Source organism: uncultured Thiohalocapsa sp., assembly GCF_913063425.1.
Taxonomy (GTDB): Bacteria; Pseudomonadota; Gammaproteobacteria; order Chromatiales; family Chromatiaceae; genus Thiohalocapsa.
Window position 1 is genome coordinate 47,069 of sequence record NZ_CAJXYK010000024.1, and the last position, 25,126, is coordinate 72,194.

General features: G+C 68.5%; 26 protein-coding genes. 9 read left to right on the forward strand and 17 right to left on the reverse strand.

Features of this window, described 5'->3' with window-relative positions:
- The first annotated feature begins 212 nt into the window (after nt 1-212).
- Nucleotides 213-1,718, forward strand: coding sequence for an O-antigen ligase (locus QZ607_RS14125; protein ID WP_295883769.1), 1,506 nt, complete (start codon nt 213-215; stop codon nt 1,716-1,718).
- On the opposite strand, the gene QZ607_RS14130 is transcribed toward QZ607_RS14125, so the two are convergent.
- From QZ607_RS14130 to QZ607_RS14155, 6 genes are all read right to left on the reverse strand, one after another.
- Entirely contained in the window at nt 1,651-2,901 is a 1,251-nt protein-coding gene (locus QZ607_RS14130) for a glycosyltransferase family 4 protein (protein ID WP_295883770.1), read from the reverse strand. The two genes, QZ607_RS14125 and QZ607_RS14130, sit on opposite strands and share 68 nt — an antisense overlap.
- Before the next feature lie 25 nt (nt 2,902-2,926).
- A complete protein-coding gene (locus QZ607_RS14135) occupies nt 2,927-4,447 on the reverse strand; it encodes an MATE family efflux transporter (protein ID WP_295883772.1) in 1,521 nt (506 codons plus the stop codon).
- 186 nt (nt 4,448-4,633) lie between these two features.
- Nucleotides 4,634-5,794 (reverse strand): alkaline phosphatase family protein, encoded by a 1,161-nt coding sequence (locus QZ607_RS14140; protein ID WP_295883774.1) that lies wholly within the window; start codon nt 5,792-5,794, stop codon nt 4,634-4,636.
- 48 nt (nt 5,795-5,842) lie between these two features.
- Nucleotides 5,843-6,178 carry an STAS domain-containing protein gene (locus QZ607_RS14145; RefSeq protein WP_295883776.1) on the reverse strand — a complete coding sequence of 112 codons (336 nt, stop codon included), beginning with the start codon at nt 6,176-6,178 and terminating at the stop codon, nt 5,843-5,845.
- Between the two features lie 62 nt (nt 6,179-6,240).
- Complete coding sequence (locus QZ607_RS14150; RefSeq protein ID WP_295883781.1) at nt 6,241-6,657, reverse strand: ATP-binding protein; 417 nt, start codon at nt 6,655-6,657, stop codon at nt 6,241-6,243.
- A 101-nt stretch (nt 6,658-6,758) separates the two neighbouring features.
- Complete coding sequence (locus QZ607_RS14155) at nt 6,759-8,030, reverse strand: SpoIIE family protein phosphatase (protein WP_295883783.1); 1,272 nt, start codon at nt 8,028-8,030, stop codon at nt 6,759-6,761.
- A gap of 415 nt (nt 8,031-8,445) precedes the next feature.
- Between QZ607_RS14155 and QZ607_RS14160 the strand changes: the two genes are divergently transcribed.
- From QZ607_RS14160 to QZ607_RS14195, 8 genes are all read left to right on the forward strand, one after another.
- On the forward strand, nt 8,446-9,147 hold the full coding sequence (locus QZ607_RS14160) for a DUF4114 domain-containing protein (RefSeq protein WP_295883787.1): 702 nt from the start codon (nt 8,446-8,448) through the stop codon (nt 9,145-9,147).
- A 25-nt stretch (nt 9,148-9,172) separates the two neighbouring features.
- Nucleotides 9,173-10,105 carry a hypothetical protein gene (locus tag QZ607_RS14165; protein ID WP_295883788.1) on the forward strand — a complete coding sequence of 311 codons (933 nt, stop codon included), beginning with the start codon at nt 9,173-9,175 and terminating at the stop codon, nt 10,103-10,105.
- 159 nt (nt 10,106-10,264) lie between these two features.
- Nucleotides 10,265-11,380 carry a tetratricopeptide repeat protein gene (locus tag QZ607_RS14170; protein ID WP_295883791.1) on the forward strand — a complete coding sequence of 372 codons (1,116 nt, stop codon included), beginning with the start codon at nt 10,265-10,267 and terminating at the stop codon, nt 11,378-11,380.
- On the forward strand, nt 11,377-12,582 hold the full coding sequence (locus QZ607_RS14175; protein ID WP_295883793.1) for an exosortase-associated EpsI family protein: 1,206 nt from the start codon (nt 11,377-11,379) through the stop codon (nt 12,580-12,582). Before QZ607_RS14170 ends, QZ607_RS14175 begins: the two co-directional genes overlap by 4 nt.
- Before the next feature lie 43 nt (nt 12,583-12,625).
- Nucleotides 12,626-13,477 carry an archaeosortase/exosortase family protein gene (locus QZ607_RS14180; RefSeq protein ID WP_295883796.1) on the forward strand — a complete coding sequence of 284 codons (852 nt, stop codon included), beginning with the start codon at nt 12,626-12,628 and terminating at the stop codon, nt 13,475-13,477.
- A gap of 106 nt (nt 13,478-13,583) precedes the next feature.
- A complete protein-coding gene (locus QZ607_RS14185; RefSeq protein ID WP_295883798.1) occupies nt 13,584-14,186 on the forward strand; it encodes an SIS domain-containing protein in 603 nt (200 codons plus the stop codon).
- Nucleotides 14,186-15,664 carry a D-glycero-beta-D-manno-heptose-7-phosphate kinase gene (gene rfaE1 / locus QZ607_RS14190; protein WP_295883800.1) on the forward strand — a complete coding sequence of 493 codons (1,479 nt, stop codon included), beginning with the start codon at nt 14,186-14,188 and terminating at the stop codon, nt 15,662-15,664. Before QZ607_RS14185 ends, rfaE1 begins: the two co-directional genes overlap by 1 nt.
- 11 nt (nt 15,665-15,675) lie before the next feature.
- Nucleotides 15,676-16,464 carry a TFIIB-type zinc ribbon-containing protein gene (locus tag QZ607_RS14195; RefSeq protein WP_295883803.1) on the forward strand — a complete coding sequence of 263 codons (789 nt, stop codon included), beginning with the start codon at nt 15,676-15,678 and terminating at the stop codon, nt 16,462-16,464.
- Between the two features lie 51 nt (nt 16,465-16,515).
- On the opposite strand, the gene QZ607_RS14200 is transcribed toward QZ607_RS14195, so the two are convergent.
- The 11 genes from QZ607_RS14200 to QZ607_RS14250 form a co-directional block, all read right to left on the reverse strand.
- Nucleotides 16,516-17,010 (reverse strand): DUF29 domain-containing protein, encoded by a 495-nt coding sequence (locus QZ607_RS14200; protein WP_295883806.1) that lies wholly within the window; start codon nt 17,008-17,010, stop codon nt 16,516-16,518.
- Between the two features lie 93 nt (nt 17,011-17,103).
- Nucleotides 17,104-17,385 (reverse strand): YkgJ family cysteine cluster protein, encoded by a 282-nt coding sequence (locus tag QZ607_RS14205; RefSeq protein WP_295883808.1) that lies wholly within the window; start codon nt 17,383-17,385, stop codon nt 17,104-17,106.
- A 118-nt stretch (nt 17,386-17,503) separates the two neighbouring features.
- Entirely contained in the window at nt 17,504-17,743 is a 240-nt protein-coding gene (locus QZ607_RS14210; RefSeq protein WP_295883811.1) for a DUF1640 domain-containing protein, read from the reverse strand.
- Between the two features lie 36 nt (nt 17,744-17,779).
- A complete protein-coding gene (locus QZ607_RS14215) occupies nt 17,780-19,171 on the reverse strand; it encodes a V-type ATP synthase subunit B (protein ID WP_295883814.1) in 1,392 nt (463 codons plus the stop codon).
- 62 nt (nt 19,172-19,233) lie between these two features.
- Nucleotides 19,234-19,881: an MAE_28990/MAE_18760 family HEPN-like nuclease gene (locus tag QZ607_RS14220; protein ID WP_295883817.1), complete on the reverse strand. Its 648-nt coding sequence runs from the start codon at nt 19,879-19,881 to the stop codon at nt 19,234-19,236.
- Complete coding sequence (locus QZ607_RS14225) at nt 19,878-20,981, reverse strand: DUF262 domain-containing protein (RefSeq protein ID WP_295883821.1); 1,104 nt, start codon at nt 20,979-20,981, stop codon at nt 19,878-19,880. Before QZ607_RS14225 ends, QZ607_RS14220 begins: the two co-directional genes overlap by 4 nt.
- Nucleotides 20,982-21,148: 167 nt before the next feature.
- Complete coding sequence (locus QZ607_RS14230) at nt 21,149-22,942, reverse strand: V-type ATP synthase subunit A (protein WP_295883824.1); 1,794 nt, start codon at nt 22,940-22,942, stop codon at nt 21,149-21,151.
- 87 nt (nt 22,943-23,029) lie between these two features.
- Nucleotides 23,030-23,674, reverse strand: a complete 645-nt coding sequence (locus QZ607_RS14235) for a V-type ATP synthase subunit E (protein WP_295883828.1) — start codon at nt 23,672-23,674, stop codon at nt 23,030-23,032.
- A gap of 112 nt (nt 23,675-23,786) precedes the next feature.
- A complete protein-coding gene (locus QZ607_RS14240; RefSeq protein WP_295883831.1) occupies nt 23,787-24,161 on the reverse strand; it encodes a V-type ATP synthase subunit F in 375 nt (124 codons plus the stop codon).
- 6 nt (nt 24,162-24,167) lie between these two features.
- Nucleotides 24,168-24,611, reverse strand: a complete 444-nt coding sequence (locus QZ607_RS14245) for an ATP synthase subunit C (RefSeq protein WP_295883834.1) — start codon at nt 24,609-24,611, stop codon at nt 24,168-24,170.
- 116 nt (nt 24,612-24,727) lie between these two features.
- Nucleotides 24,728-25,108, reverse strand: a complete 381-nt coding sequence (locus QZ607_RS14250) for a clan AA aspartic protease (RefSeq protein ID WP_295883836.1) — start codon at nt 25,106-25,108, stop codon at nt 24,728-24,730.
- Nucleotides 25,109-25,126 lie beyond the last annotated feature (18 nt).

The window sequence follows — 25,126 nt, forward strand, 5'->3', positions numbered from 1 at the left end:
TCCTCCAGGGTGGTCTTGTGCTGTCATTGTCTTGGCTGATAGGGGACAGGCGCTCAAATCCCTGCCGCGACCATGGTAACCAATGTGCCAGGTCCGTGCCATGCCGCCGACCCGGCGCCGCATCCGGGGGCCTGCTTGAGCCCGGACGCTGGCCAGTGCCCTCGCGGCGGGCCATAGAGCTGGGCCACTGATCAATTACGCCGACCTCAGCAATGCCCCTGCCGCCGGAAATCTTCCCCGAGCCCATCAGCCTGAAGCAGCTCGTCTTCGTGGTGGCGACCCTCGGCTTCCTGGCCATGGCCATCCCGGCGGCCATCAGGTTTCCATGGATGGAGCGGGTCTGCATCGGCGGCATCCTGTTCATGGCCATCAACCCGGTGGACGTGACCTTCTTCAGCTACACCAACTACCGCGGCGACATCCGCGGCATCGAGTTCGGGATCACCGACTGGTTTACGATCGTCCTGATCGTGACCATGCAGTTCGCGCCGCGCTGGAAGCGCCGCCGGCTGCATTACCAAAGCCCGAATCAGATGCTGATGTGGACCTACCTGGCCTGGGCCACGGCGTCCATTGCCTGGGCCATGATCCCGCAGTTCGCGTTCTTCGGCGTCACCCGGCTCATCCGCGCCTTCGCGCTCTTCTGGGTGGCCTACAACTACGTCCGCGACGAAGACGATCTGCGCTTCGTCATCAATTGCGTGGTGGCACTCAGCTTCTACAGCTTCTTCCAGGTGCTGCTGGACAAGTACCAGCGCGGAGTCTTTCCGCCGCGGGGCTCCTTCGATCACCAGCACACCCTGGTGACCTTCCAGAACGTGATGAACTTCATCGTCTTCGCGGCGCTGCTGGGCGACACGGATAAGGTCTTCGACAAGCGCAGCCTGGTGTACTGGGCGGCCCTCGGCGCGGGCTCGCTTACCAGTGTCGCCACCCTCTCCCGCGGCGGCATGGTGACCATGGTCATGGGCTACGCCATGATGACGCCTATCCTGCTGTGGCTGAAGCAGCCCGGGCGCAAGCTCGGCAAGAAATTCATTGCCCTCGGCATCATGGTTCTGGCGAGCCTGCCGGCGCCGGCGGTGGTGCTGCCGCCCATCATCGACCGCTTCCAGAACGCCCCGGAGGAGTCCGCCGAAGCGCGCGACCTGTTCAACGAGGTGGCCAAGGACATGGGCGACACGCATTTCCTTGGCATCGGCCTCAACAACTATTCCTACGGGACGGCCTATGTCGACCAATACCGGGATCATCTCCCGCCCATCGACCACGGCGGGCTCGCGCATCACATCTACTGGCTGCACTATGCGGAGCTCGGCGTCGTCGGCCGCACCCTGTTCATTCTGCTGATGCTGGGCTTCATGGTCGTGATGCTGCGCTTCATCCTGCGCCGCCGCGACAGTCTGGAGCGTGTCTTCACCGTGGGCGTGCTGGCGGGCTTCATCATTGCCATGCTCATCGGGCTTCTGGAATGGAACTGGCGCCAGTCGCAGATGACGCTCACCTACATGATGCTCGCGGGCATCGTCTGCGCCCTGCCGCGGGTGGAGCGCGAGCGCGGGCTCGCAGAGCGGCGGCGGCGACAGCAGCTGCTCGCGCTGGCCGCCTATGCGCAGCAGCAGCAGGCCGGCGGCGGCCGGCGTGCGGCGCTCAGCGCCCGCCGGCACGGGGTCGGGCCGCGACCAGCTCCGCATACAGGTCGCGCAGCCGGGCGCTGATGGCGCGCCAGTCGTAGTCGCGGCGGGCCTTGCTGCGGCCGGCGTCCGCGAGCCGGCCGGCGAGTGCGGGGTCGTCCAGTACGCGGCCGAGCTGGGCAGCCAGGTCGCCGGCATCGCCCGGTGCCGCGTGCAGCACGTCCTTGCCGTCCGCGGTGAAGGACGGGATGCCGCCGATGCGTGAGGCCACCACCGGCAGCCCCGCCGCCCAGGCCTCCAGGATCACAATACCGAAGGGCTCGTGCAGTGACGGCAGGCAGAACACCTCCGCCGCGTGAAAGGCCCCCACCAGCAGCGGGTCGTCGGACCTGAGGCCCGGAATCAGGGTCAGGCTCGCGGCCACGCCGAGCGCCCGGACCCGGGCGTCCAGCTTCTCGCGGTAGCTCGCGACGGTCACCGGCCCCAGCAGCACCAGATGCAGGTCCGGATGGTCCGGCAGCGGCTGTGCCAGGGCCTCCACCAGGGCGATCTGGTTCTTCTGGTAGTCGATGCGGCTGACACAGAGCATGATCCGGCGCTCGGGTGGGATGCCGTGGGCCTGTCGAAAGGCAGCGCCGTCACCGCTGGCGAAGGCCGCACAGTCCACGCCGTTCGGCATCAGCTCCACGCGCTGCCCCGGCAGGCGCTCGCGGGCGGCGGCGAGCTCGTCGCCGCCGACGCAGAGCACCGCATCGGCGTCCTCCAGCACCCGGCGCGAGCCCATGGCCATGCCGAACAGCCGGCCCCACTCCAGCCGACCCTGAATGGGTGCCAGCATCTGGCTCATTTCGCCCTGGGGCACGACGAAATGGCCACCGTGCAGCGTGATGACATAGGGGATGCCGCGGAGCTTCGCCGCCGTGCGCACGGCCGCACCCAGGCGCTTGCCGCTGTGGGCATGCAGCAGGTCCACCCCGGGCTCCCGCAGCAGGGCCCAGAGGAGCGACAGCGACAGCAGATTGCCGCCCTTCTTGTCCATGTCGCGCCGCGCCGCTTTGTCCAGCCCCAGGAAGGGATAGCTGTACTGGAAGCGGCGCACGGGCACGCCGCGGATGGTCTCCGCCTGGGTGTCCGACAGCGCCAGGCTGGTGAAGATGCTGACCTCGTCGCCGTCGGCCAGCAGCGCCCGGCTGGTCTCGAGGATGGTGGTCTCGGTGCCGCCCCACTCATCGGCCACGAAGCGCCTTGGAACTTGAATGATCTTCACCCGTGTCACCGCTTCCTGTGCCGGCTCATGCGTTGGGCTGGGCCGCCGCCGGACGACGCGTCAGCTTTGCGGCAATGAAAAGCCGCTCCTCGGCCCGCAGCGAGGTCAGATAGTAGGTCATGTAATAGACCAGTGCCGCGGTGGCGCCCTGCAGAAAGACCCACTGGAAGCCGTCAACGGCCGGCTGCAGATAATCGAGTCCGTAGGCGGCGGCCAGTGACGGCACCAGCGGCGGCAGCACCGGCCACAGCGCCTCGCGGAAGAAGCGCCAAAGCGAAACGCCCCGGGACCAGCAGGCACGGGGCACGATGACCAGCACCTCCACGGTGAAGGCGGAGATCAGCGTTGCCAGTGCGACACCGTTCAGGCCGTGCTCCTGAATCAGGATCACCGACAGCACGAGGTTCAACAGCGCCGAGACGCCCATGGCCAGGGCGATGAACCGATGCTGCCCGTTCATCGCCAACACATTCGCCGCGTTGAGCTGTACCGCGGTGGACAAAATGGCCCCGAGCAGCAGCTGCAGCACCGGCACGGCACCGGCGAAATCTTCCCCCATCCACAGCAGGATGATGGCCTCGGTGTAGAAGAACAGCAGAGCGACGAAGGGCAGCGCGATGGCCATGCCGAAGCGGGTCCCGTCCAGCAGCACGCGGTCGATGGTGGCGTCGTCGCCGCCGCCCCGGGACTGTGCCACCAGCGGCATCAGGGCGTTGGAGAACTGCTTGTTGAGGTAATAGCTGTACTCGGCGATCTTCGCACCGATGGCATAGACGGCAACGGCGGAGAGCGGCAGGAAGGCCTTGATCACCACCGGGTCGATGCGCAGGATGATCAGCACGGCGATGTTCGCAATGAAAAAATAGAACGAGAAGCCGAGCAGCTCCGGCACCCGCGACCGCGAGAACAACCGCGGCGCGACGGACAGGCGCGGCGTCAGCACGAAGGCCAGCACCATGGCCAGGAGCGGTCCCAAGAGCATGGTCAGGCTGGTCGAGTAGATGAGCGCGCGGATGCCGTAATCCGCATTCAGCAGGGTCACGATGAGCGCGGCGTTGATGAGCTGCATCGCCATGTCGATGCCGTTCACCAGTGCCATGCGCCCGCTGCCGTTCAGTACCGCCTTGAACAGGTTGAGGGGCAGGTTGATGGCCACCACGCCGCCGAGCAGCCACAGGGCGAGCTGGAACCAGTGCCGCATCTCCGGCTCCAGATGGAACCAGGCACCGGCGAAGGTGGAGATCACGGCCACCAAGGCGATGCACAGCAGGCCGAGCAGCAGGTAGACGCCGAGCAGTGTCGCGAGCACCTCATTGCGTCCCGCATGGTCGCCGCTGCCGTGGAACTCCCCCATGTACTTGTTCGCCGCGGTGGCGAAGCCGAGATCCATCAGCCCGAACATGGCCACCACGGAGAAGATCAGTGACCAGAGCCCGAACTGGTCCACGCCGATCTTGCTGACGATGAAGGGCGTCAGGAAGAACACCAGCACCATCAGCACGACGAAGCGCAGATAGCTGGTGGCGATGTTGATGATCCAGCGCATGCTCAGTGGCGAGTGGCGAGTGGCGAGTGGCGAGTGGCGAGTGGCGAGTGGCGAGGAGTGGCGAGGGGCTGGTAGGCGTTCGCAGCGGGGCGGTGGATCAGCGCCGCTTGAACGGCCGTGCTGTGCGGTGATGTCGCCCGCGCAGCAAGCCTTGTCGCGGCATGTATCAGCCGCGTGGCGACGCGGTCAGCCGCGGAGGCCGGCCTCGGCCTGCATGACGTGGAACACGTCGGTGATGGCCTGCGGGTCGCCGGGCGGCGGTACGTTGCTGAGCAGGCAGGCGTCGGAGTCCGGGTCGTCCGGGTGGTAGCCGTGCATGCCGGTGATGGGCTTCAGACCCATGTGGCAGGGCACGATGATGACGCCGGGATTGGTGAGGAAATTCAGCTCGCCGTACTGATGGCCGTCGAAGTCGCAGCCGAGGGCGCGCAATTCGGCCTCCGACAGGATGCGCCCGTTCGGCTCCTGCTCCAGTGCGGCGATAATGCGCTCGCGGGCTTGCGGGTGCTTGAACCAGAACCGGCCCATGGTGGAGTCATAGGTCGCGACATAGTCCGTGTCGAAGGCGAGCCCCAGGGCCTCGATGCGTGCCATGAGATCGATGTGGGTGTGCACGGTGGCCATGCCGTGGTCGGAGCAGACGAAGAGCCTCACCTCGTCGTAGTGACGCTCGGCGACTTCCAGCAGCGCCGTCAGCTCGCGCTCGTACCAGGCCATCTTCTTGTCCACCTCCGGGCTTTCCTTGCCCACCTGGTGCAGCAGCGCGTCCATGGCGGCCATGTACAGGAACGCGAAGCGGATCTCGCCCTGCGCGATGTCCGCCTTCACTGCCGCGAGGTTGGCGTCCTCCGGCTCGCGCCAGTTGGAGACGTGGTAGGGCACGCGCTCGCGCTCCAGCAGGTCGAAGATGTTCTCGCCGCGGTTCAGCCCGCCCGGCTTGAACAGGTCCTTCTTCTCGCAGTAGTCGAACAGACCGATCTGACTGAAGGGCAGGCTGTAGAGCTGGAAATAGCCGGTAAAACCGTAGGCGCGCTTCACCAGCTTGCTGATCTGGTTGCGCACCCGCCCGCGGTCCACGATGCTGCGCGGCAGGAGCCCGAGCGGCTTCAGCGGCTTGAACGGAGAATGTTGCGGGTCGTAGTAGAAAAACGACCAATGCCCGTGCTCGCGCGGCGTGAGGCCGGACAGAATCGACGGCACGCAGGCGGACGAAAACCCGAAAGTGGAGCGCAGCCTGCGCCGGTGCGGCAGGCGCTCCTCCAGGAACCGGCGCCCGCGCAGCACCTCCCAGCCCAGGGCGTCGATGAAGCAGACGATGGCAAGGCGCTTGTTCGTGCTCGTGGACATACCGTCCTCCGTCAGTCTGTCATGGATGGCGCGGGCGGGCGGCCCCGGTCAGCCGAAGGCGCGCACCGCCGCTGCCTCGTCATCGAAGATCTGGAACACCGTGTGCAGGCGGGTCAGCTCGAACAGGGCGCGGATGGTGTCGCTCATCTGTGCCAGGTACAGGTCGCCGTCCATTTTCCGTGCTGCCTGCAGGCCGGCCACCACGACGGCGAGGCCGCTGGAGTCCATGAACGTCGTCTCACCCAGGTTCACCACCACCCGCCCGGAGCCGGATTGGATGATGTCCTTCAGCTGGGCACGGGCATCGCCGGCATTGGCCATGACCAGGCGCTCCGGCAGTGTGACCACGTCGATGCCGTTCTCTTGTCTGTGATTCAGGCTCATGGGTTGCTCCAATCGGCTTGAGGTTGGGCGCGGCGCACGACTCTGCCGGCGGCGGGTGCCGGTCAGGCGGTGGGTACCGGCCGGCTCAGGGTCAGCAGGTTCAGGCCCTCGCGCCGCTCGTAGTGCACGTCCGGAAATCCGGCGCGAATGATCTGCCAGCCGCGACCGCCGGCGGCATCCGTCGCCGCCGGCTCGCCGCTCGGCAGCGGCAGCGGCATGGGCCGGCCCTGGTCGCGCAGCTGGTAGCGCAGGGCGTCGGCGCAACACTCGCCGCTGATGGCAATGGGCAGACCAGGCTCGAGTGCATAGGCATGCTCGATGATGTTGTTGACCGCCTCCACCAGCGCGAGCTGAAGGCCGAAGACTTCCAGGTCGCCGAGCCCCGCCGCCTGCGCCAGCGGCATCAGGCGGGTCTCGATCAGGCCGTGCCAGGCCATGTCGTCCGGATCGCTGTTGAAGTCGATGTCCACGCGCTGCATGGCTTTCACTCAGAAAGGCGACGGGCGCCGTGGTATCCCGCCGACCGATCTGACGGGATGGTCGGCGGGTCCACGCGCCGGCGGACTGACCGGGCATGGGCTCACGGTGCCGGGCGCTCGATGATCAGCAGCGACACGTCGTCCTCCAGCTCGGCCTCGCCACGCCAGGCCAGGACGGCATCGCGCAGCAGAGCCGCGAGCGCACTGCTGCCCGCGTTGCGGTGCGCGCGCAGCAGATCGCACAGGTGCTCAAGGTCGAAGGCGCGGCCGTCGGCGTCGAAGCAATCGGTGATGCCGTCGCTGTAGGTGACGATGCGCTCGCCTGGGGCCAGGTGGAACCGGTGCGCGCTGTACTCGGCGGTGTCGAACATGCCCACGGGCAGACCCCCTTTGGACGCGAGCTCCACGCTGCCGTCGGCGCGCAGCAGCAGCGGCTGCGGGTGGCCGGCGCTGGCGAGGCGGCCCTCGCCCGTGTGCGGGTCGAGCACGCCGTAGACCACGGTGGCATAGCTGGTGACCTCGCCGTCGGGGCTGCACAGCTGCGCGTTCAGCGCCTCCAGGAAGCCCGCGGGGTTCAGGTACTCGCCGCTGTCCAGGTTGGGCGCCAGGATGCCCGTCTGCGGCACGAGCGAGCGGCTCAGGCTGGTGGACAACAGCGCCGCCGGGATACCGTGGCCGGCGACGTCCAGGTGGTAGAAGCCCATTTCGCTCGCCGACACCGGAAAGAAATGGAAGCTGTCGCCGGAGATCTTCGCCGCCGGCAGGAACAGCCAGCCGGCACTGAGCGGTGCGATGCCGGCGTCGGACACCGGCAGCAGCTCGCGCTGGATGCGGGCGGCGGCGGCGAGGTCGTTCTGGATCTGCCCGTAGGCGCGGTCCAGGGCATCGTGGCTCTGCTTGAGCCGGCGGTTCTGCTCCGCAAGCCGCTCCTCCAGGCCGAGGATGCGCACTCCAACCTGAAGGCGTGCCCGCAGCACCTGCACGTCGAAGGGCTTGCCGACGAAGTCGTCCGCGCCGGCGTCGAGGCCATACACGAGGTCTGTGTCCTCGGTGCGGCCGGTGAGCAGCATGACGTACACGTAGTGCGGAAAATCTTCGCGGCGGATGGCGGCGCAGACCTCGGGGCCGCTCATGCCGTCCATCATCCAGTCGCAGATCACCAGCCGTATGTCGCCGCCGCGCAGGCGCTGAAGCCCATCTGCGCCGTTGCTCGCCACCACCGGGTCGAAGCCCCACTTGCGCAGCAGCGCGCGCACGTAGGCGCGTACATCGGGTGCGTCGTCGATCACGAGCACTTTGAGCGGTGCCGTTGCACAGGTCTGCTCGGCCGGTTGCGGCTCGGCCGTGCCGGACACCGGCTGCGGGTCACTCATCTACGCCTGCAAGCTGCTCATGGGCGGTTCTCGGGCTCCTGTTGCGGTGTCCGTGTGGGACCGCTCGTCGTCTTTGCCGTCGCGCGCCGCGCGCCGTTGCGGTGGCGATGATGGCGGGCTCGTACCCATCCAGCGTCCGACGACGCATTGCATTTCGCGTGGGCAGGTCGCTCACGTTGCATTCTGCAAGTCCGGCTCATGCCGACCTTCGTGACTGTCGCGCAGGCCGTCGGGCAGTACCGCTGTGCTGAGGTTGGCACAGCATGGCAATCCCGGCAATGGACTTCGGCTGTCACTGTCATCCCTCCGCCTGGCCCGGCGGCTCGCAGGCAGGTCCCGGCCATCTTTGCTCCGGGCGGCGGTGGCAGCGCTCGGCCTGCTGCTCCTGTCGGGTCAGGCGGCGGCGGTCAGCGACATGTCCGCCAGCATCTACTCTGTGGATCTGGACCCTGAAGAGCTGAACGAGATCCAGGCGCTGCTGCCGGAGCGGAAGGTCAACAGCGCCTTCGTCAACAGCGCAGTGGACCCGAATCTGCGCCTGCTGGAGGCGGCCGAGGTGTCGCTGACCTTCATCGACGAGGGCGCCGGCTACAAGAACAGCTTCGGGTACTTCCTGTTCGACGACGAGCAGAACATCCTGGACGAGCGGACCATCTTCGCGAACGCCAGCAAAGAGACCGACAAGAAAGGCGGCGGCGCGGCGGCCAACAAGAAGTTCGGCGGTCTGGAAGCCGGCGATACCGTGGACCTAGGCGTCTTCGATGCCGGCACCAACATCGGCTTCTGGCTGCAAGGCAACGGCTACGCCGACCCGAACGGCCACACCTACTACACGCTGGATCATCTCAATCCGGACGGTCTGCGCCACGTGGCCATGATCAACGACGTCATGAACGAGCAGGTCGTGCTCGGGGTGGAAGACCTGTTCAACCTGGGCGACCAGGACTACAACGACATCATCTTCACCGTCACCGCCTCGCCGTTCTCCGCACTCGACGTCAGCAGCCTGCCCACCGGGGCGCCGGAGGCGGGACCCATCGCCACGGCGGTCATCTGCGCCTCGCTGCTCGGCGCTTACGCGCGTCGGCGCGGCGGCCTGCAACGGCGCCGTGGCTAGGGCGGACAGGGTTGCCGACGCGCCGGTGTCTCAGCCGCAGGGGCTCGGGCGCACCAAGCTCATCGCCGCTGTGGTGGCGGTACTCAGCATCGTCTGCCTGCTGGCGCTGGTGATCATCGTCGCCCGTGAGCAGATGATGGGGCACGCCATGGCGGTGGCGGACGCCCGCAGCGGCGGCGCAGGTGATCAGCGTGCGGCGCTGGAGGCGGTGCTGGACCGCGATCCCCACGACGACACCGCCATCGCCGAGCTTGCGATGCTGGCCACCGACGAGCTTCGCTGGCGCGACGCCGCCGGGCACTGGGGTCAGCTCGCCAAGCTGGACCCGCTGCATACCGATGCCCGCTTCGAGCAGGCCCGCGCGCTGCTGGCGCTGGGGGATGCGGCTGCTGCCGCGTCTGTGCTCACCCAGGATGGGCGCACACCCAGCGCCCGGGAGCAGGTCCTGCTCGCACGCGCCGCCCTGCTCCGGGGTGATCTGGACGCCGCGCGCACCCATGCCGGGGTTGCGGCGGACGCGGCGGCAGACCTGCCTGCGGTGGCGCTGCTTAAGGCCGATCTCGCCTTTCTCGCCGCCGACGACGCCCGCGCCGCCGCCCTCTACGAGCCCCTGCTCAACGACCCGGACGCCGCCGCGGCGGCCGGGCTGGGCCTTCCACAGATCGCAGTGCGTGCCGGCGAGACGGATGCCGCGCTGGACCGGCTTGCGGCCCTGCCCGCCGACGCGGGCTATCAGGTGCTGCGCGCACGGGCCTCGCTGTACCGCCAGCTCGGGCGGGATGCCGCGGCGGCGGCGGATCTCACCGCGCTCATGGACCGCTATGGCCCGGTGGCGGACCTGGTGGTGCCCCTGGCCGAGCTGCGCGCCGCCGCCGAAGACAGCGCCGGGGTGCGCGCACTGCGCGAGTCCCTGGTGGGCACCGGTGCCGCGGAGCTCGCCGCCCGGCATTATCTGTAGGCCATCGAGGCCTACCTCGCCGGCGCGCTTGCCGATGCGCGGGACTTCCTCGGCTGGTCTGCGGACTTCTTCGCCGGCCGCGACCTGTACCGCTGGCTGCAGCTGGATATCGGTGCGCAGCTCGGCGACGCGGCCCTGGTGGGCGCGGCGGTGGCGGCGATGCAGGAGGGCGTCCAGAGTCCGGTGCGCCTGGCGCGGGTTACCACGCTGCTGGTGGCCGAGGCGCGGGATTTCGCCGCTGCCGGCGATGCCGCCACCGCCGCGGCGCTGGCGGACGCCGCGCTGGCGCTGGTGCCGGAGCTGCCGGCGGCGCAGCTGGTGGCGGCGCGGGCAGCATTGCTGGCCGGAGAAGAAGAGCGGGTCGTCGCGTACGCCAGGCCGCTCCTGGATGATCCGGATCACCGCAGCGCAGCACTGGAGGTGCTCGGCCGCGCGGCGCTGCGTACCGCGGACACCACCCGCGCAGCGGACTATTTCGCGGAGCTTGCCGCGGCGGCACCGCAGGCGGCCGTCGGGCGCTACTGGCAGGGCGTCACCGCCGCCCGTGCCGGAGACCTCGCCGGCGCGGAAGCCCACCTGCGCGCGGCCTATGATCAGCGACCTGACCCGCGCATCGAGGCGGCGCTCATGGACGTGCTGCTGGCCCGCAGCGACTGGCAGGCGGCCCTGGCCCTGGCGCGCACACTCACAGATGCCGAGGACGCCGCGACCCGCGCCCGTGGCCAGGCCTATCTCGGCGGCGTGCTGCGGGCCCAGGGCGATGCCGCCGCCGCAGCCGCCGCCTACGCCGATGCCGCGGCCACCGACCCCGCCCGGGCCGCCTATGCACTCGCCGCGGCGGACCTGTTCATGGGCCTGGAGCGCTGGGAGGAGGCGGACCGCCTGCTCGCCGCCGCCGGCGCCCGCCACCCCGACAACCGCTACGTCGCCTTCAAGCGGGCGCTGCTGGCCCAGCGCGCCGGGCGGGCGGATGAGGCAGCACAACGCTACCGGGCGCTGCTGGCGGACACACCAGGCTGGGCGCTGCCCATGGTCAATCTCTCGGAGCTGCTCGCCGCAGACCCGGCGGCGGCAGACGCGGAAGCGCTGGACCTGGCCGAGCGCGCCGCCTCCCTGACGCCGGAATGGTCCGACGCGCAGTGGAATCTGGCCGAGCGCCGCGCCGAGGCCGGCGACACCGCCGGCGCCCTGGCGGCGGCGCGGGCGGTGCTCGCGCTCGCGCCGGAGCACAGCGCCGCGCAGGCGCTGGTCCAGCGGCTCGGTGACGGCGCGTGAGGGGCAGGCCGAGCCCGGTCCGGCCGCTGCTGCGGCTGCTGGCGCCGCCGTTGGTGCTGTTGGCCCTGCTGGCGCCGAGCCTGCCCTGGATTGTGCAGGCCTGGCGCACCTCGCCGCTGGATGCCTGGGGTTGGGTCTTTCTGCTGCTCGGTGTGCTCTGGTGGCTCCTGGTGCTGGACCTGGCCACGCCGGCGCCCGCCGCGGACCGCCCCCGCAGCCTGGATCACGCGGGCTGGCCGGTGCTGGGGCTCTTCGCCGTCATCGGCCTGCTCGGGCTGCTGCTGGACGTGCGGGTGGCGCAGGCGGTGGCGGCCCTCGGCATCGGTTGGGCCTGCGGCTGGCTGCTGCTCGGTGGCCGTCTCGCGCTGCTGCTGGCGCCGGCCTTGGTGCTGGGACTGCTGGCGCTCCCCACCACGGGCTATGTGCTGCAGCTCGGGCTGGCGGCACTGGCCGAGCGGCTGCTGCCGCAGCCGGGGGGCACCGCCGGAGCCGCGGGCGTGATGCTGCTCAAGGCCGTCATTGCGTCGGCCGCCCTGCTGCTCGGTCTGCTGCTGGCCTGGCTGGCCCGCCGGGGGCGGCTGGCGCCGCCACGGCCGGTCACCGCCGCCTACGGTGCAGCGGCGGCCCTTGCGCTGCTCGGGCTCCTGGCGGCGCTGAACCCGCCCGCCTTCGGGCCGCCGCTCGCGCTCGCCGACGACGAATGGGCCTTCGGGGCCTGGCTCGGCGCCGAGATCCCGGTGACCGCGGCGGAGCGGCGGCTCTTTGCGGACAGCCGCAGCCTGAGCAAGCGCCTCTACAGCACCCGCGACGGGCAGCGCGTCAGCGTGCTGCTGGTGGAGAGCGATGATGTCCATGACCTGCACACACCGGAGTATTGCCTGAGCGGCAGCGGCTGGTCGCTGCTGCGCGATGTGCCGCTCGCCGCCGGTGATGCGCCGCAGCTGGAGTTCCGTCACCCGGCGCCCGCCGCCGGCGCGCTGACGGCCGTCCGTGGCGGGCAGCGACTCGCCGGCGTGTACTGGTTCGGCTCCGATGCGCGCTCCACCGATGACATCGCCGGCCTGCGGCTGCATCGCCGTCTGCACGGCGACGGGCCTTGGCGCATGATCCTGGTAACGGCGGTGGGCGATTCGGCCCGCAGCCCGGAGCCGGTGCTGCGGCGCTTCGTGCGCGACGCACCCTGGCTGGGCAGCGAATCTTGAGCAGGCCACAGCACCGGCACAGGCAGCCCGGGCGGCGCGGCCCATGAGCGCGGACGCGGCGCCCGCGCCGCTGCGGTCACGTCAGCCCTGGCCCCTGCTGGTGGGGGCCGGCCTGGTGGCCCTGGGCCTGCTGCTGCAAAGCCCGCGGGTGCTGGCCGCAGACCCACTCGCACACCTGATCCTCGCGGGCACCGCCGCGGTGCTGCTGCTGCATCGGCTGCGCGACCCGGCGGCGCCGGGGAGCCCGGCCCTGGGGGTGGCGCTGGCCCTGCTGGCGGCGCTGGCGGCCTTCGCGGCGCCCGTCGCCGGCGCCATACGCCCGCCGCTGCTGCATGCTGCGCTCGCGCTGCTGTTGCTGAGCGGTGTCGCCGTGGGCTTCGGTGCCCGCATGGCGGGGCGGGTGGCCGCGCCGCTGCTGGTGCTGTTCGTGCTGGTGCCGATGCTGCCGCTGTTCGAGGCGGCGCTGAGCTATCCCATGCGGCGGCTCTCGGCACTGCTGGCGGCGGCGGTGCTGTCCCTGGGGCCGGGGACGGTGACCCTGACCGGCACTGAGCTTGCCTGGGGGGAGCTCCGCGTCAGTGTCACCTCCGCCTGCAGCGGTCTCACACTGCTCCAGAACCTCATCTGGGTGGCCTGGTGGACGGTGCTGCTGCGGCATACCGGGGTGCTGCAGCGCGGGCTGCACATGCTGCCGGCCGTGCCGGCGGTGGTCATCGCCAACACCCTGCGCGTCATCGCGCTGGCGGTGGCCGCCGCCTGGCAGGGGGAGCAGGTGCTGCTGGGCACCACCCATGTGATCATCGGCTGGGCCGCCGTGGCACTCGCGGCGGGGCTGTTCCTGGCCATGGAGCAGGTGTTTCCGGCCTCCGCCGGCGCCGGCGTTGATGGGGGCTGAGGCGCCATCCCCCGCAGGCAGGCCGCATTGCCAGGGCCTCGGGGCGCTCGGCATACTGCCGCTTTGACCAGAGCGCCGCGCATCGCGGTGCCCCGCCGGAGCCCGCATGCGAGACCTCATCGACGCCACCATCGCCGCCCATGTCGCGGTGCTGAACGACACCGCGGCCCTGGCGCCGGAGATCGGTCGCTTCGCCGAGCAGGCGGCGCAGTGCATCGCCGGCGGCGGGCGGGTGTTCTGGATGGGCAACGGCGGCAGCGCCGCGGACTGCCAGCATTTGGCGGCGGAGCTGGTGGGCCGCTTCGAGCGCGAGCGGCCGGGGCTTGCGTCCATCGCGCTCACCACCGACAGCTCCATTCTGACCTCCGTCGCCAACGACTACGGCTTCGAGTCCGTCTTCGCCCGCCAGGTGGAGGCGCTGTGCCGCGACGGGGACTTGCTGGTGGGGCTGTCCACATCGGGCAACAGCGCCAATGTGCTGCGCGCCATGGAGCGGGCGGCGGGTCGCGGCATCTACCGGGTCGGCCTCACCGGCGCCGGCGGCGGGCGCCTGGCGGACACCTGTGAGCTGTGCCTGTCGGTGCCGTCCCGGGTCACGGCGCGCATCCAGGAGGCCCACATCGTCATCGGCCACATCCTCTGCGACCTGGTGGAGCGCCGCATCACCGGCGAGGCGCCGGCTGCCGAGTCGGCCCGGGGCAACTGCTGATGTTCCGCGAGCCCCAGCGCGTGCGCGACGCCGTCGCCGGCGGCTTCGGCGGTGCGCGGGTGCTGGTGGTGGGCGATCTGATGCTGGACCGCTACCTCACGGGGGACGTGGGCCGCATTTCGCCTGAGGCGCCGGTGCCGGTGCTGAGGCTGGGCGGCGAGCGGCGCGTCGCCGGCGGTGCGGCCAATGTCGCGCGCAATCTGCTCGGGCTCGGGCTCGCCGTCTCGCTGGCGGGCGTGCGCGGCGACGATGCCGACGGCGCGGCGTTGCTGGGGCTGCTGCAGGCCGCCGGAATGGACCACGCCGCGGTGCTGACGGACCCGCACCGGCCCACCACCAGCAAGACGCGCATCGTCGGCAACGGTCAGCAGATGCTGCGCATCGACGCCGAGGACACAGGCCCGCTGTCGGCGCGGCTCGCGGAGGACTTGGTGCAGGCAGTGGCCGCGGCCATGGACGACGCCGACGTGCTGCTGCTCTCCGACTATGCCAAGGGCGTGCTCGCGGGTCCGCTCTGTACGCGCCTCATCGAGCTCGCAGCGCAGCGCGGCGTGCCGGTGCTGGTGGACCCCAAGGGACGGGACTTCGCGCGCTACCGCGGTGCCACCCTGCTGACGCCGAACCGTGCCGAGCTGGCGCTGGCCGTCGGCGCCGATGCGGCCGATCTGGACGGCCTGCTGCGGCAGGCACAGGGGCTGCGCGCAGACCTCGGTCTCGCGCAGCTGGTGGTGACCCTGGGCGAGCTCGGCATGGCGCTGGTGGACGCCGATCGCATCACCCGGGTGCCGGCGGTGGCACGGGAGGTGTTCGATGTCTCGGGTGCCGGCGACACCGTCATTGCCGGCATCGCCGCCGGACTCGCGGCGGGGCTGGACCCGGTGGATCGGGCGCATCTCGCGAACCTGGCCGCCGGCGTCGTGGTGGGCCACCGCGGCACGGCGGCCGTCACCCGCGACGAGGTGTTGGCGGCCATGGCCGGCGAGGCGGCGCTGGAGCAGGCGGCGAAGATCCGTGACCTGGCTGGCATGCACGAGCAGGTGCAGGCCTGGCGTGCCGCGGGGGAGCGCGTGGTGTTCACCAACGGGTGCTTCGACCTGCTGCACCTGGGCCATGTCACCTACCTGGAGCGGGCGCGCCGGCATGGGCAGCGGCTGGTGGTGGGCCTCAACACGGACCGCTCGGTGCGTGCGCTCAAAGGGGCGGACCGGCCCCTCATCGGCGAGCAGGACCGCGCCCGGGTGCTGGCGGCGCTGGCAGCGGTGGACGGCGTGGTGCTGTTCGATGCGGACACGCCCATCGAGCTGATCCGTGCGCTGCGCCCGGACGTGCTCGCCAAGGGTGCGGATTATCGGGAGGACGAAGTTGTCGGTGCCGCCGAGGTCAAGGCCTGGGGCGGCCAGGTGGTGCTGGTGCCGCTGGTGGCGGACCGCAGCACCTCAGCCATTGTCGAGCGTATGCGCCCGGACACGCCGGGCTGACGAGGTGGGTCTTGGAGTGTCCCAAGTGCGGCGCGGCGGATCAGCACGGGCAGGCCATCTGTAGCGCCTGTGGCGTCGTGTTCGAGAAATACTGGAAGTACCACCCGCGCCCGGGTGACGAGGCCGCCGCGGGCATGGCGTCTGACGATGCGGCGCCCATTGCAGCGCCCAGCCGCCGTGCGGTGCGCCGGTCGCGAGCCCGATCCGGCGCCGGGCGTGGTCCGCTCGCGGAGTTGTTGCTGCCGACCCCCGTCGCCGACCCGGTGGCGGCCGGGGCGCGGGCGGCATTGCTGGCTGTGCTGGTGGTCTGGGGGCTCTGGCTCATCACGTCGTCCGTGGCGAGCAACGCCGCCGGCGAGTCCTTTCTGCACCTGGTGAACCTGCCGTTCCACGAGGCGGGACATGTCTTCTTCGGCCTCTTCGGTGAATTCATCGGCTCCCTCGGCGGCACCCTCGGACAGTTGCTGATGCCGCTCACCGCCATGCTGGTGCTGCTGCTGAAGACCCGCGACCCGTTCGGGGCCGCCGTGGCCCTGTGGTGGCTCGGGGAGAATTTTCTCGACATTGCGCCTTACATCAACGACGCCCGCGCGGGCCAGCTGCCGCTGCTCGGCGGCAACTTCGGGCACTCGGCGCCCTACGGCTTCCACGACTGGGAGTATCTGCTGACGGAGACGGGCCTGATCCGCCTGGATCACCAGATTGCCCAGGCGAGCCACGTGCTCGGCAGCCTGATCATGCTGCTGGCGATGGCGTGGGGCGGGGTGCTGGTGTATCGGCAGTTGACGGCGGAGCGGTGAGCTGCGGGCCAGGGTTACATCACGCAGAACACCAGGCGCTCGACCTGAGCGTCAACCGGCCTCGGGCCAGTGATCCGTGCTCAGCAGCTGATCGATGGTGTAGGGGCAGGTATCGGGGAAGGTGGACTCCGGCAGGCCGGTTTCGTTGGCGGCGTTGTACCGGGCACGCGGATACTGGCGCGCGACCAGCTCCGGCAGACGATTGCGCAGGCTCGGGCTGTCGTCCAACAGATCCCTGATCGCCGTGCGGCCGTTGTAGATCGAGCCTCGCCACCCGCTGCTGCGATGCCCGGGTTGGTGCTCCCACTTGAGTAGATGCAGCATCACGACGGCCAGGTGACTGCCTAGTGCCCTGACATCGCTGCGCGCCGTATCTTCCAGCTCCTCGGCGATGTTCTCCACATCCAGCGCCTCCAGTCGGCGGGCCCGCAGCAGGGCCGCATTCTCGAACAGCCAGCGCACGTAGTCCTGCTCGTACAGCTCGGACAGCCGGCCGGCGGCCTCTTCTGCGCTGTGCTGCGGCTCGGGTTTGGTGACCGCGGACATAGGGTTTCTTTGCTCGCTGGGGGGGCTCGCTGGGGGGCTCGCTGGGGGGGCTCGCTTGGGGGGCTCGCTGAAGGGAAGCGGCGCAATCGCGTATCAGACCATCGGCCCCGCATCCTCAGCAAGCCGCGCGCGTGCCGCCAGGCACTCAGGCCCGCCCAGCGCCAGCTCGCGGCAGGGCAGGGGACGCTGCGCATAGATGCCGCAGTTCATCTGGGTGCGATCGAGGGCCGCGCACCAGCCGTCGTCGAGTCGGCGCATGCGGCGGTTGCCGGCGGCGTCCGTCTCAAACAGGCGCTCGGGGATGTCGTGGTCGCCGATGCAGGGCACTTCGAGGCGACAGCAGGCGGCGGCGCAGGTGTCGCAGGTCATGGACATGGTGATCTCTTGGCAGTGCGGCAGACTCCTTGGTTGGGTCGAGTGGCCCAAGGCGATGTGCGGGCTGAAAGGAGAGTTGTCGTGCCGCCGAGTGCCAATGCAGCCGACTGCATGGTCCCTACAGGAGCCTGACCAGGGCGGCGATGACGGCCGCCTGGGTAACCAGCATGCCGGCGAACCATTTGATGAGGTCCACCGTCTGGGCGGAGATGCGCGCGTCCAGGTAGTCGCGTGTGACCAAGTCTTCGCCCGGCGCATCCCTGAACGCCTCCGCAATGGCCTCGGCCTGGGCCTGGTCGATGCCGGCTGCCTCTAAACGTTTGACGAACTTGAGTGTGTCGAAAGCGGTACTGGCCATCGGTCAGCCCTGGGCTGCCTGAGAAGGATGTCCCGACTAAGCGGGAGACTCGTCAGACGCCCGATAATACTTCGCCAGCTCTGTCTCCGACACACGCGTCAGCATCTCCCGCGGGAAGGCGCTCATGAGCTCCCAGGCCAGGTTGAGGGTGGCGTCGATGCTGCGGTCCTCGGCCTCGTCCTGGGCGACAAACCTTGTATCGAAGTCATCGGCGAACTTGAGATAGCGCCGGTCGCGCTCGGAGAGCTCATCGGCGCCGATGATGCTGGCGAGGTTGCGGGTCTCCAGCGCCCGGGCGTAGAGGGCATAGAGCTGGGCGGCGACGCGCGGATGGTCCTCGCGGGTGTCGTCCTTGCCGATGCCGTCCTTCATCAGCCGCGACAGGCTCGGGGAGATGTGCACCGGGGGATAGATGCCCTGGTTTTGGAGCTCCCGGGACAGCACGATCTGGCCTTCCGTGATGTAGCCCGTGAGGTCCGGGATGGGGTGGGTGATGTCGTCAGACGGCATGGACACCACCGGCATCATGGTGATGGACCCATGGCGCTCGTGGATGCGCCCGCAGCGCTCGTAGATCTCGGCGAGGTCGGAGTACAGATAGCCGGGGTAGCCCTTGCGCGCCGGCACGTCACCCTTGGCCGTGGCCACCTCGCGCAGGGCCTCTGCGTAGTAGGTCATGTCCGTCATGACCACGAGCACGTGGCGGTCCAGGTCGTAGGCCAGGTATTCGGCGGCGGTGAGCGCGGTGCGCGGCAGGGTGAGGCGCTCCACCGGCGGGTCGTCGGCGAGGTTCACGAACATCACCACGTTGCGCAGCACACCGGAGTTGGCGAACTCATCGCGAAAGAACTTGGCATCGGCGTAAGAGACGCCCATGGCGGCGAAGACGATGGAGAAGCTCGTGTCCTCGTCCTTGAGCTTCGCCTGGCGGACGATCTGTGCCGCGAGCCGGTTGTGCGGCAGGCCGGAGCCCGAGAAGATCGGCAGCTTCTGACCGCGCACCAGGGAGTTGAGCCCGTCGATGGTGGAGATGCCGGTCTGGATGAACTCCCGGGGATAGGTGCGCGCGGCGGGGTTGATGGCCGAGCCCCCCACGGGCCGGCGCACGTTGGAGAGCACCGGCGGGCGGCCGTCGCGGGGCTCGCCGAGACCGTTGAGCTCGCGCCCGAGGATCTCCGGCGACAGCGCGATCTCCACCGGCTCGTCCAGGAAGCGGACCCAGATGTCCTCCAGATCCAGGTCTTCGATGCCCTCGAACACCAGGATGAGGACCTCTTCGTCGGCGGCGCGGATCACCTGCCCGTCGCGGGTCTCGCCGGCGCTGTCGGTGATGCGCACGCGGTCGCCGAAGGCGACGCCCGGGGTGTGCCGGACCTTGATCAGGCCGCCGTGGGCTTCGCTGGCGGTGCGGTATTCTTTGATGCTCATTGGTCTACTTCGCGGCTTGGACCGAGCGCCGGCCCGCGGGTTGCTGTTGGAAGGTCAACGGGCTACGCCGCTTTGAACTGCTGCAGCGCTGCGGCATTCTGCACTTGAGCTCGAAAGTTCTCCATCATCTCGAGCACTTCGCGCGCCAGCTCCTCGAAACGTCCCACGGTGATGATCAGATACTCGCCATGGGCTATGGTGTTGCGTGACCGAAGCAATGTTTCGTCGATGAGGTTGCACTTTGTTTCGAAAGGAGCAAAGCTGAGCCCAAGTGTTTCGACAATCTCCCGAAGAACTTCCGATGACAGGTTCGCTCTGGTCGTTATCCCGTCCTTATAGGGAAGCGAACACCTTTGGGATAGGCTGGCGCGGAAAAATTCGACAATCTCGATATGGGCGCGTATACGATTCGCATTTGCCGCCGCATTCAGTTTGGAGCGGGCGGCGAGGGCAAGAAGAGCTGGAGCCAATTCATCAAAACGTAGTCGCTGGGCCGCGATGTACTCCAAGTATGCAAGTGCGGCGAACTTCACGAACCCTTCCCAGTGCGCGTAAAGCAGGGTAACGGCGCCCCTGAGAACAGTTGACTCCCGATCACCGCGCCCGGCAGCTGCGTCGAGGAGAAATTTCAGCTGTGTCAGCTCCTTTTTGCGCCAAATCAGGTCCTGGTCGATCGCGTCCGCAAGCTGCGACTCGGTGCGGATTTTCATGCCGAGAAGATCGTGCGCCCGAGGGGTACGATTCTGGGAATGCGGGTGGAGGCTCGCATGCCCGCCCCAGAGTACTCAAGAAACCTTGGATCCGTCCAGAGGTTCCGCGCTCGTTCCGCAATTTTGTCTCTTGCTGCCGGGATGCTCTTGTAGTTGTAGCCAATGCCAAGGGCGATGGCCTCGAACGCGGAAATGGAAAAGCCGCCAAGGAAGCGTCCCTTCGCTTGATCGAAGCGATGGAAGCTGTCGCTGCCGAGCGTGTCTGCAAGCAATCTGAAAGTGGAGCGAAATGCTTCGGCCGCCTCAGCTCTATCATATGCCCCATCCTTCGCGACCTCCTTCGCCTTTTCCGTTAGAAACTCTCCCAAGTCGCCGAGGCCCGTGAGCTCCTCTTCCGGAATGGTGCGCAGAGCGAGAAAGCGAAGTACGAGCTCCATGTCGTACTGTTCGTCGACAGCTCTGTCTGAAAGAGCAATGCATTCCCGGAAGCTTGCGTCACCCGAGAGATCCTTCATCCAGCGGAAGAGATCACGATTCAGCATTACCAGCAGGCTGTTTCGCATTTCTTGATCGGAGAGTGGAGAGCCGCCGGTGTTGAGCCGCTGGAAGAGCTCAAACTTGGTTTGCTCATCACTTTCCTTCAGAATGATGCTAACATCGATCTTGGCGCGCTTGATCAGAAGGCGCTGCGCGTTGCTTAGGCTCTGCCCAGGCTCCTCGTCATCTTGCCATCTGATTCCTGCGAGTGACGGTAGATAAGCCGTGGCCTCCATTGTCAGCGCAGGGATGACTCTATCCTCCTCGTCGCGGAGTATCCCGATGAACTCGAAAATGGTCGAGAGCCGCTGGAGTCCGTCAACGACATCCCAGACGCCATCATCTCTCTGCGAAACGAAAATTTGCGGTATCGGGATGCCGAGAAGAAGCGATTCGATCAAACGGGATTTCTGCTTCTGCGTCCAGCGGAAGAAGCGTTGGAACTCCGGGTGAATGTCAAGCTCCCGCTGCTCATAAATGCTAATCCATTCGCCAATCGATATTGGGTATCCATCAGTACGGATGTCTGCGCGGGCTTTATCGATTTCGGATTGAAGGGTCATGGCATGCTGCGACGGAAGTGAGCAATCGTCTCAATGATTTTGACACAACACGACTAGAACGTAACGGACGTTGGGCAAGGCTGTGCCTGTGGAGTGCCGGATTGAGCGTGCCAACGTCTCCCGTAAATCGAATGTGACTATTTGGGGTGGGTGATGATGAGATCTCTTCAATCGGCCGCCTGTTTGGCATACTCCAACCGAATCCCCTCGAACGCCTGCTCCACCTCCTGCGCGAAGGCGCGGATCTCCGCCACCTGGTCGCTGTTGTAGAGGCTTTTGCAGCGCCGCGCCTTGGAAAGCTGGGGCAGCTCCGCGAGCTCCGCCACCGGCACGCCGAGCTCGATGAGCGCCATGCCCTTGTCGTAGATGGACAGTGCCAGGTCCAGCAGCGCGAACTGCTTCTCGGGCGAGCAGAAGGTGTCCACGTCGTCCAGCGCGCTCTGCTGCAGCACGCCTTCTTTCACCAGCGCGGCGCCCTCCAGCTGCCAGCGCTGGGCGTCGGACAGGGCCTCCGGCCCCACCAGGTTGACGATGCGTGAGAGCTCGGCGTCCCGGGCCAGCAGCGCCAGGGCCTCGGTGCGGCGCCGCTCCCAGCGGCGGTCGATCTCTTCGTGCCACCATTCGGCGGCGGTGTGCACATGGCCCGAGAAGCTGGTGACCCAGTCGATGCTCGGGTAGTGGCGGGCGTCGGCGAGCTCCTTGGACAGGGCCCAGAAGGTCTCGATGATGTCCTTGGTGTGACTGGTGACGGGCTCGGAGAAGTCGCCGCCCGGGGGCGAGACGGCGCCGATGAGGGTCACGGAGCCGGAGCCCGCGCCATGGGTCTCGACGCGCCCGGCACGCTCGTAGACGGCGGCGAGGCGCGAGGCAAGATAGGCCGGATAGCCCTCTTCCACCGGCATCTGCCCGAGGCGCCCCGACACCTCGCGCAGGGCCTCGGCCCAGCGGGAGGTGGAATCCGCCAGCATGACCACGTCATAGCCCATGTCGCGGTAGTACTCGGCCATGGTGAGGCCGACGTACACCGACGCCTCGCGCGCCACCACCGGCATGTTGGAGGTGTTGGCCACCAGCAGCGTGCGCTCCATGAGCTTGCGCCCGGAGTAGGGGTCTTCGAGCTTCGGGAAGCTCTCCAGCACGTCGACAAGCTCGTTGCCGCGCTCGCCGCAGCCGACGTAGATGACGATGTCCGCATTGGACCAGCGCGCGATCTGCTGCTGCACCACGGTCTTGCCGGCGCCGAAGGGGCCGGGCACCGCGCCCTTGCCGCCCTTCAGCTGTGGAAAGAAGGTATCGATGACGCGCTGGCCGGTGATGAGCGGCGAGACGCCGTCGTCGCGCTTGAGGTAGGGCCGCGGGCGGCGTACCGGCCAGCGGTGATAAAGGCTGAGCCGATGGGTCGCGCCCTTGGCATCGCGGACATGGGCAATGGTGGACTCGATGTCGTACTCGCCGGCCGGGGCCACTTCTTCCAGCTCCCCCTGGATGCCCGGCGGCACCAGCACCTTGTGCACCACCGTCTCGGTCTCCTGCACCGTGCCGAGCACGCTGCCCGGGCCGACGGCCTGCCCCGGCTCCAGGTCCGGGTTCGGCTCGAACTCCCATTGCCGTGCGCGGTCCAGTGCCGGCACGTCGAGGCCGCGGGCGATGTAGTCGCCCGACTGGAGCGCGATCTTCGACAGCGGGCGCTGTACGCCGTCGAAGATGCCGCCCATGAGTCCGGGGCCCAGCTCCACCGACAGCGGCCAGCCGAGGCCCACGGCCGGCTCGCCCGGGCGTACGCCGTCGGTGGCCTCGTAGGTCTGCACCGTCGCCTGTTGCCCCGAGAGGGAGATGACCTCCCCCACCAGGCCGATCTCGCCGATGCGCACCTGCTCGCCGCTGCGCACGCCCGGCAGGTCGATGGTGACGATGGGACCGTTGATGTCGCGGACGGTGCCGATGCGGTGTTGGTCGGACATGGGCATTCAGGTCAGGGTTGGGAAAACTGGTCGGGAAGCAGGGAGTCCGGCGCTGGCGAAGCGTACGCACTGCGTACTCCGCACCTCTTAACCCCCAAACAACGCCCCCGTATCGAACCCGCTCGGCAGCAGCCGCTCCAGGATCGCCTGCTGGATACGCATGCGCAGCCGCGCCATGCGGCCCTCGAAGGTGTTGTCCACGCGGATGCGCCCGTCGCCGCTGGTGACGAGCACGCCGGCGAGGGTGTCGATGGGCTGCTCGCTGAGCGTCGCCTGCGTGCCCTTGGGCAGCGCCGCCGTGACGCTCGCCCAATGCTCGGTGAGCAGCTTCTGGTCCTGGGCGTTGGCGGCCACATGCACCTCGGCCTGCTCGACGGCCTCCGCGGCGGTGGCAATGAAGCCCGTCAGGGTCTTGAGGTAAGCCTTGCTGTCTTCGACGTGCTGGCGCATGCGCTCGGCGAGGCGATGCTCCACGTCCCGGACCAGGTTCCAGCGCACGCGGTCCAGGTGGCTTTGCAGCTTCAGCTCCTCCGCCTGGACCTGCTGGCGATAGGTGCGCTCGCCGAGGGACTTGGCGATGGCCTCCTCGCGCTGCTCGCGCAGCCGCAGCTTGTCCGCGGCGTCGCGCAGAATCTGGTCGCGGGCGCGGTTGGCGCGCTCGCGGTACTCGTTGGCGAGGCGCTCGGCGCGGGCGAGGATGGCCTCTTCGAGCTCGTGTGCTTGGGTGACCATGGATTAAGGGCTGAGGGCTGAGGGCTGAGGGCTGAGGGCTGAGGGCTGGGGAGGAGTAACGAGCTGCGGGGAGCGGGTATCGAGGTGCTGATGCCTTGCCCCTCGTGACGCGTTACGCGCCATGCATACTTCCGGAACCGAACATGGCCTGGAGGCGGTCAGCGACCTCGCTCTCCAGCTGCACCGGCCCGGCCAGCGGCGGTACGGACACCACCACGATGCGTCCCCCCTCGCGCCGGACCTGGGCCAGGTTGGCGGCACCGGAGCGCATCACGGCATCGTCCACCACCACGAAGGCCTTGTCCCGGGACTGGCGCAGCTGCCGGAACACCTGGTCCACGTCCTCGGCGCTCGGGTTTGCATGCGTCTCGAAGCCGATGAGCCGGAAGCCGTCGGCGAGGCTGTCGGCGCCGAGAAACAGCATGCGGGTGGGCGGCGCTTCGGCCGGTTCCTGCGGCGGTGCGGGCTGGGTGGGCGCGGCGGCCATGGCGACTCAGATGCGGTTCAGCAGCAGGATGGAGATGACCAGGCCATAGATGGCGATACCCTCGGCGAGACCGAGGTAGATGAGCGTGCGGCCCAGCGTTTCCGGCTTCTCGGTGATGGCGGCGAGGGAGGCCGCACCGATGGGGCCGACGGCGATGCCGGCGCCGATGGTGGACAGTGCGGTGGGGATTCCGGCGCCGAGGATGGCGAGACCCATGCCTGTGGTCATCTCGACTTCCACCACCTCGATGGCCTCCTCTGCGAGGGCCTCGTTGATGCCGAGCAGCAGCAGGCCGAGCTGTGCGCCGAAGAACAGCAGCAGCTGCCCGCCCATGGCCGGCTTGCTCCAGCGCGGCAGCTGCAGGGTGGCGGCGGGGCGCAGCTCCAGATAAAGGCCGGTGGCGATAACACCGACGATGGCGAAGGACATCAGGGCGGCGAGCCAATACATGCGTGGGTTCCTCGACTGACGAATGTGCGTTGCTGGAAAGCTTGTCTCGGGCGGATTGCGCCTCGGGGCTGGTGCGGGTTGTCAAGCAGTGTCGCGCGCGGTGTCGATGATCCGGCTCACTTGACGATGGACGTGGCGATGTTCGGGCTGCCGGGGTTCACGTCGACGGTCCGGGTGCTCGGCACGACCACCAGGTCCATGTCCTCCATCGCAATGGCACCGAGCAGCACCTGATCCCCGAGCACCAGTGCACCTACATAGCCCACACGGGTTTTGAAGCGGACTTCCACCGGGCCGACGTAGGGCACGAGCTGGCGACGGCCGTCGGCGAGCGTCACCTCCTTCTGCTCCGCGGTCTGCAGGTCCAGCTGGATGCGGATGTGCTCCGGAATGCACAGATGCACCGAGCCGGTATCGGCCAGCGCATCCACCTCCACCGCGGCGAGGTCCGGTTTGCGCGGATTCTTCAGGATCAGGCGTGCGTTGGAAAGGCCCATGGCTGTACTCGCTGAGGT

Excerpts from the sequence above, each read along its gene's own strand:
- QZ607_RS14125 (WP_295883769.1), top strand. The coding sequence starts at position 213 with ATGCCCCTGCCGCCGGAAATCTTCCCCGAGCCCATCAGCCTGAAGCAG.
- QZ607_RS14135 (WP_295883772.1), bottom strand. The coding sequence starts at position 4,447 with ATGCGCTGGATCATCAACATCGCCACCAGCTATCTGCGCTTCGTCGTG.
- QZ607_RS14140 (WP_295883774.1), bottom strand. The coding sequence starts at position 5,794 with ATGTCCACGAGCACGAACAAGCGCCTTGCCATCGTCTGCTTCATCGAC.
- QZ607_RS14145 (WP_295883776.1), bottom strand. The coding sequence starts at position 6,178 with ATGAGCCTGAATCACAGACAAGAGAACGGCATCGACGTGGTCACACTG.
- QZ607_RS14150 (WP_295883781.1), bottom strand. The coding sequence starts at position 6,657 with ATGCAGCGCGTGGACATCGACTTCAACAGCGATCCGGACGACATGGCC.
- QZ607_RS14155 (WP_295883783.1), bottom strand. The coding sequence starts at position 8,030 with ATGAGTGACCCGCAGCCGGTGTCCGGCACGGCCGAGCCGCAACCGGCC.
- QZ607_RS14160 (WP_295883787.1), top strand. The coding sequence starts at position 8,446 with ATGTCCGCCAGCATCTACTCTGTGGATCTGGACCCTGAAGAGCTGAAC.
- QZ607_RS14170 (WP_295883791.1), top strand. The coding sequence starts at position 10,265 with ATGCAGGAGGGCGTCCAGAGTCCGGTGCGCCTGGCGCGGGTTACCACG.
- QZ607_RS14180 (WP_295883796.1), top strand. The coding sequence starts at position 12,626 with ATGAGCGCGGACGCGGCGCCCGCGCCGCTGCGGTCACGTCAGCCCTGG.
- QZ607_RS14185 (WP_295883798.1), top strand. The coding sequence starts at position 13,584 with ATGCGAGACCTCATCGACGCCACCATCGCCGCCCATGTCGCGGTGCTG.
- rfaE1 (WP_295883800.1), top strand. The coding sequence starts at position 14,186 with ATGTTCCGCGAGCCCCAGCGCGTGCGCGACGCCGTCGCCGGCGGCTTC.
- QZ607_RS14200 (WP_295883806.1), bottom strand. The coding sequence starts at position 17,010 with ATGTCCGCGGTCACCAAACCCGAGCCGCAGCACAGCGCAGAAGAGGCC.
- QZ607_RS14205 (WP_295883808.1), bottom strand. The coding sequence starts at position 17,385 with ATGTCCATGACCTGCGACACCTGCGCCGCCGCCTGCTGTCGCCTCGAA.
- QZ607_RS14210 (WP_295883811.1), bottom strand. The coding sequence starts at position 17,743 with ATGGCCAGTACCGCTTTCGACACACTCAAGTTCGTCAAACGTTTAGAG.
- QZ607_RS14215 (WP_295883814.1), bottom strand. The coding sequence starts at position 19,171 with ATGAGCATCAAAGAATACCGCACCGCCAGCGAAGCCCACGGCGGCCTG.
- QZ607_RS14220 (WP_295883817.1), bottom strand. The coding sequence starts at position 19,881 with ATGAAAATCCGCACCGAGTCGCAGCTTGCGGACGCGATCGACCAGGAC.
- QZ607_RS14225 (WP_295883821.1), bottom strand. The coding sequence starts at position 20,981 with ATGACCCTTCAATCCGAAATCGATAAAGCCCGCGCAGACATCCGTACT.
- QZ607_RS14230 (WP_295883824.1), bottom strand. The coding sequence starts at position 22,942 with ATGTCCGACCAACACCGCATCGGCACCGTCCGCGACATCAACGGTCCC.
- QZ607_RS14235 (WP_295883828.1), bottom strand. The coding sequence starts at position 23,674 with ATGGTCACCCAAGCACACGAGCTCGAAGAGGCCATCCTCGCCCGCGCC.
- QZ607_RS14240 (WP_295883831.1), bottom strand. The coding sequence starts at position 24,161 with ATGGCCGCCGCGCCCACCCAGCCCGCACCGCCGCAGGAACCGGCCGAA.
- QZ607_RS14245 (WP_295883834.1), bottom strand. The coding sequence starts at position 24,611 with ATGTATTGGCTCGCCGCCCTGATGTCCTTCGCCATCGTCGGTGTTATC.
- QZ607_RS14250 (WP_295883836.1), bottom strand. The coding sequence starts at position 25,108 with ATGGGCCTTTCCAACGCACGCCTGATCCTGAAGAATCCGCGCAAACCG.